The organism is Mycobacteriales bacterium (assembly GCA_035550055.1).
Lineage (GTDB): Bacteria > Actinomycetota > Actinomycetes > JAFAQI01 > JAFAQI01 > DASZTV01.
The window spans coordinates 1-5,729 of sequence record DASZRO010000119.1 but is presented as its reverse complement, the minus strand read 5'-3'; the positions used below and the strand labels follow the sequence as shown (position 1 = coordinate 5,729).

The following is a 5,729-nucleotide window of genomic DNA, read 5'->3' as shown; positions in this document are numbered from 1 at the left end:
CCGAAGATCTCCTGCTGCGCGATCGTCATCGAGTTGTCGACGTCGGCGAACACGGTCGGCTCGACGAACCAACCCTTGGGCAGGTGCGCCGGCTTGCCGCCGCCGATGACGAGGCGGGCGCCTTCCTTGACGCCGGTCTCGATCAGCCCGAGCACGCGCTCCCGCTGCTTCTGGCTGATCTGCGGCCCCATGAAGTTGTTGGCGTCCGCCGGGTCGCCGTAGCCGATGGTCTTGAAGCTCTCGTGGACGAGCTCGAGGCCCTCGTCGTAGCGGGAGCGCGGCAGGAGCATGCGGGTCGGCATCGCGCAGCCCTGGCCGGCGTGGGTGCACACCGTCAGGGATGCCATCGCGAGGTTCGCCGCGAAGTCCGCGTCGTCGAGCATGATGTTCGCGCTCTTGCCGCCGAGCTCGAGGAAGAGCCGCTTCAGCGTGGCCGAGCCCTTCTCCATGATCCGCTTGCCGGTCGCGGTCGAGCCGGTGAAGGAGATCAGGTCGACCCGCGGGTCGGTGACCAGCTGCTCGCCGAGCATGTGGTCCGAGGAGGTGACGACGTTGACCACCCCCGCCGGGATGTCGGTCTTCTCAGCGATCACCCGGCCCCAGCGGGTGCCGCTCCACGGGGTGTCAGGGGCGGGCTTGAGGACGACCGTGTTCCCGGTCGCCAGTGCCTGGCCGAGCTTGTTGATCGTGATCTCGAACGGGAAGTTCCACGGCGTGATCGCGCCGACGACACCCGCCGGCTCCTTGGTGACGAAGCGACGCGAGCGCGAGCCGAACACCTCGGCCACCCCGAGGTCGCGCTCCCACTCGAAGGACTCCGCGCGGGCCGCCGGCCACAGCAGGCCGTCCTGCAGCGGCGCGTCCAGCTGAGGTCCGTAGGTGATGAGCAGCGGCGCCCCGACCTCGGCGATCAGCTCCTGGCGGATGTCCTCCTGCTCGGCGACGAGCGCCTCGTGCAGCTGGCGAAGGCACTTCGCCCGGAAGGCATGGTCGGTCGCCCAGGAGGTGTTGTCGAAGGCGTTGCGGGCCGCGGCGATGGCGGCGTCCATGTCCTCAGCCGTGCCGTCCGCAACCACCCCGAGGCTCTCCTCGGTGGTCGGGTTGATGTTGTCGAACGTCGCGCCGGACGACGCCTCGCGCAGCTCGCCGTTGATGTAGAGCCGGCGCTCGCCGGTCTGTCCGTCCGCCATGCCATTCCCCTTTGTGTCTGCAGCCCGAGTCAGCCTGCGTTGATTACTTCAGCACCGTACTGTTCGAGGGTTTCGAGCGCGTGCGCGAGGGAGTCCCCCGGTACGCCGGTCGCGACCCAGGTCACGCCCAGCTCGGCCAGCTCGGCCACCCCGTCGAGGTGTTCGGCCGCGTTGAACGACGCCTTGCCCGGCGTCCCGCCCTTCGGCGTACCGAACGAGACGTCGATCGCGGCACGGTCGCGGCCAGCCGCGTCGACCTTGCGCCACAGGTCGTCGAGCAGCCGCGCGAGATCCTCGGCGGTCTCGAGGACGACGGTCTTCGCCGCTCCCGCCAGGCTCTTCGGCGCCGGGAACGGGTTCCACCCGTCGCCGAACTCCGCCACCCGCGTCCGCGCCCGGGCGCTGTTCCCGCCGACCCAGATCGGGACGTTGGCGGGCTTGGGGTTCGCGGTCTGTCCGACGGCGGAAAAGTTGGCGCCATCGAAGGCGAAGTCGTCCTGCGTCCAGATGCCCTTCAACACCGCGATGGCCTCGTCGAACAGGTCGTTGCGCGAGTCGTAGTCCACCCCGAGCGCGCGGTACTCCGACTTCGAGTAGCCGACCGCCGTCGACAGCGTGAAGCGCCCGTTGGACAGGGCGTCGATCGTCGCGACCGCCTTGGCGACGATGAAGGGGTTGCGATACGGCAGGACGACGATGTTCGGGATCAGCCGGATCGTCTCGGTCACCGCGGCGATGAACGACAGCGCCGCGAACGGGTCCAGCGCGTCGTGTCCACCCTGCTTGAGCCATCGGTCCGACGGCGCCGGGTGGTCGGTGAACGCGATCCCGGAGTAGCCCACCTTCTCCGCCGTCTGCGCGAACCGGGTCAGCGCGTCCTTCGTCACGAACGCCGGGTCGTACGGGTGCGCGATCAGCGGATACGTCACCCAGTACTTCACTTCGCCGGCCCCAACGTGTAGACCCCGGTCTCGGGGTGGTGGTACCAGCCGCCGGCCGCCTGCGTGCCGCCGTCGACGTGGATGGTCTGACCGGTGATGTACGCCGAGAGCGGCGAGGCAAGGAACACCGCAGCGCCCGCCATCTCGTCGACATGACCGGCGCGACCCATCGGGACCATGTTGCTCATCCCGTCGAGGACGCCGTCGTGCGCGACCGCCCGCAGCCCCTCGGTCAGCGTGAAGTCGGGCGCCAACGCGTTGACCCGGATGCCGTGCGGCGCGAGCTCGAGGGCGGCCGTCTTGGTGTAGTTGATGACGCCCGCTTTGGCCGCCGCGTACGCCGCGTAGCCGGGCGCGGCGCGCACGCCCTCGATGGACGGGATCGAGATGACGCTGCCGCCGACGCCGGCCGCGACCATCGCCCGCGCGACGCGCTGGGTGCAGAGGAACACGTGGCGCAGGTTCGCACGGTAGAGCGCGTCCCAGCCGTTCTCTGAGGTCTCCAGCAGCGGCGAGGCGAACACTCCGCCGGCGTTGTTGACCAGGATCGTCGGCGTGCCGAGCTCCGCGACGGTGCGGGCGAGCGCCGCGTCGACCTGGTCGGCCTCGCGGACGTCGGTGGTCAGGCCGAGCGCGCCGATCTCCTCGGCGGCGGCAGCGCACGTCTCGGCCGTGCGCTCCCAGATCGCGACCTTCGCACCGAACGCGACGAAGCCCGCGGCGATTCCGCGCCCGATTCCCGACCCGCCGCCCGTCACGACCGCGACCCGGCCGTCGAGCCGGACCTGGCTCGGGTCGATCGGCATCAGCCGCTGGTTACTGCAGGACCTTGACCGGCACGTTGTGCCAGCCGGAGACGTTGGTCATCGCCACCCGCGAAAGCCCGTTGCGATCGACCTCGTAGTGCGGCATGAAGTCCAACAGCATGTCCAGCGCGATCCGGCTCTCCATCCGCGCGAGCGCGGCGCCGAGGCAGCTGTGAATGCCGTAACCGAAACCGACGTTGACCGCCTCCTCGCGGGGCCGGTCGATGTCGAAGACGTCGGGGTTGGCGAACGCGCGCTCGTCCCGGTTGGCGGCAGCCGGCACGATCATCACGGCCTTGCCCTTGGGAATCGTCACGCCGTGCAGAGTGATCTCCCGCTCGGTCCAGCGCACCATGTACTGCGCGGGCGCCTCGTAGCGCAGCAGCTCCTCGACCGCCGCCGGGATGAGGTCGCGGTCGTTCTTCAGCCGCTCCCACACGTCCGGGTTCTCCGAGAACACGACGGCCGCGTTGCCGATCAGCTTGGTCACGGTCTCCGCGCCCGCGCCGCCGAGCAAACTGCAGAAGCCGGCGATCTCGGCGTCGTCGAGCGCCGCCTCGGTGCCGTCCTCGCGCTGCACGCGCGCCTCGATCAGCGCGCTGATCATGTCGTCCCTGGGATCGGCGCGACGCTGCTGGATCAGCTCGAAGTAGAACAGCCCGCCCGCGATGCCGGCCTCGACGCCCTCGGCCGTCATGTGGATCGAGCCCGGCTCGCGCTCGAGGCTCTTGTCGATCCAGTGCCGGATCTGCTGGCGGTGCTGCGGCTCGACACCGAGCATCGTCGTGATGATCTCGACTGGGAACAGCGCCGAGAAGTCCTGTACGACGTCGAAGCCGGCCGGGTCACACTGCGACAGGAACCGCGTGATCGTCTCGCGCACCATCGGCTCGAGCTTGCCGACCGCCTTCGGCGTGAAGACCCGGTTGACCAGGCTGCGCATCGTCCGGTGCTCCGGCGGATCCATCAGGATCACCAGCGGGACCGGCGGCGCCGTACCGGTCAGCACCATCCCGAGATCGATGCCGCGGGCCGAGGAAAACGTCTCGGTGTCGCGGTACGCCGCGAGCACGTCTGCGTGACGGGTGATCGCGTAGAAGTCGTACTTGTCGTTGTAGTAGACCGGCGCCTCGTCGCGCATCCGCCGGTAGGTCTCCCACGGCGCGTTGTAGAAGTCGTCGGAGAACGGGTCGAACTCGACGGGGGCGGCCGTCTGAGTCAAAGGATCGCTCCCTGTTCCTTGTACTTCTCGATCTGCTCCCATGCCACGCCCGCGTCGAGCAGGATCTCCTCGGTGTGCTGCCCGTGCTCGGGGGCGCCCGGCGGGACGACCTGCTGCTCGTCGAACTGGACCGGGTTGACCGGCATGGCGAACTTCGCGCCCTGCATCGAGGTGACCAGCGGGATGTAGCCGTTGGCGATGACGTCCGGGTCGTCGTGCAGCTCGTAGGCCGACTGCACCGGGCCCCACGCGCCGGACAGCGGCTCGAGAGCGGCGATCCACTCCTCGAACGTCCGACCCGCGAACTCCTCGTCGAGGATCGCGATCAGCTCGGCGCGGTTGGTGAACCGGTTCATCGGCTCGGCGAACCGCTCGTCGGTGACGAGTTCCGGCCGGCCGATCACGTTGCAGAACTCCGGGAAGAACTTGTCCCCCTGCAACATCATCAGCGTGATGAAGCGGCCGTCCTTGGTCTTGTAGTTGCCGACGAGGGCGTTGGGCGCCTGCTTGCGGTCGAACTTGGGGATCGGGTCCTTGTCGTAGAGCTTGGAGCTCGTGACATCGGGGCTGAGGTTCCAGGCGGCGAGGCCGAGCAGCGAGACGTCGACGACCGACGGCTCACCCGTCTTGAGCTTCTTGTACAGCGCGGCGACGATGCCGCCCGCGATCGTCATGCCGCCCATCACGTCACCGAAGGCCGGGCGCGGCGCGACGATCGAGTCGGCGTCGGGAACGCTGAGCGTCAGCTGCTGGCCGACGCCGCCCCGGGACCAGTACGACACGCCGTCGTACCCGGGCTTGTCCGCGCCGGGACCGTTCGGGCCGTACGCCGAGCCACGGACGAAGATGATCTTCGGGTTGACCTTGCGGATGTCCTCGAGGTCGATGCCGAGCTTCTTGCGAACCTTCGGCAGATAGTTGGTGACGAAGACGTCAGCGTTCTCGACCAGCTTGTAGAGGACCTCCTTGCCCCCCTCGGTCGCCAGGTCGATGCCGATCGACTTCTTGCCGCGGTTGGGCATCTCGATCATGTAGTTGACGCCGCCCTTGCCGGCCGGCACCAGACCCATGGTGATCAGGCCGCGCTGCGGGTCGCCGCCGTCCTTGGGCTCGACCTTGATGACGTCGGCACCCCACTCTGCGAGCACCGCGCCTGCCGCGGGAACGAAGGTCCAGGCGGCAACCTCGACCACCTTGACGCCGGCCAGGACGTCGTTCAACGACTTGCCCCCTTTGTGCGGGTGTCTGGGTTCTTTGACGAGCGCGCTAGGCGCTGACGGGCACCTTGATCTTGAACAGGTCGCACATGTTGCCGCCCATGATCAGCTCGATGTCCGACTGGGACAGCCCCTCGAGGTCGTCGACGTAGGTGATCGGGTCCTTGAGGCCCTCGGGGTGCGGCCAGTCCGAGCCGAACACCACGCGGTCCGCGCCGACCAGCTTCACGATGTCGAGGAAGTTGTCCTCCCAGAACGGGCTGATGTAGATGCAGCGCTTGAACGCCTCGATCGGGTTCTCCGGGAACTCCTGCGGCATCTTCTTGTAGACGCTGGAGAGGTTCTCGAACAGG

At 68.4% G+C, this 5,729-nt stretch carries 6 protein-coding genes; all 6 read right to left on the bottom strand.

Annotated elements, in window-relative coordinates:
• A partial coding sequence (locus VG899_17045; protein ID HWA68072.1) for an aldehyde dehydrogenase family protein occupies positions 1-1,190 on the bottom strand: 1,190 nt, incomplete at its 3' end.
• Positions 1,191-1,219: 29 nt separating this feature from the next.
• Positions 1,220-2,131, bottom strand: a complete 912-nt coding sequence (locus VG899_17040; GenBank protein HWA68071.1) for an LLM class F420-dependent oxidoreductase — start codon at positions 2,129-2,131, stop codon at positions 1,220-1,222.
• A complete protein-coding gene (locus VG899_17035; protein ID HWA68070.1) occupies positions 2,128-2,937 on the bottom strand; it encodes an SDR family oxidoreductase in 810 nt (269 codons plus the stop codon). Before VG899_17035 ends, VG899_17040 begins: the two co-directional genes overlap by 4 nt.
• A 10-nt stretch (positions 2,938-2,947) precedes the next feature.
• Positions 2,948-4,201, bottom strand: coding sequence for a cytochrome P450 (locus VG899_17030; GenBank protein HWA68069.1), 1,254 nt, complete (start codon positions 4,199-4,201; stop codon positions 2,948-2,950).
• Complete coding sequence (locus VG899_17025) at positions 4,156-5,379, bottom strand: CoA transferase (protein HWA68068.1); 1,224 nt, start codon at positions 5,377-5,379, stop codon at positions 4,156-4,158. Before VG899_17025 ends, VG899_17030 begins: the two co-directional genes overlap by 46 nt.
• Positions 5,380-5,425: 46 nt before the next feature.
• Positions 5,426-5,729: amidohydrolase family protein (locus tag VG899_17020; GenBank protein ID HWA68067.1), on the bottom strand; the 304-nt coding region annotated here is incomplete at its 5' end.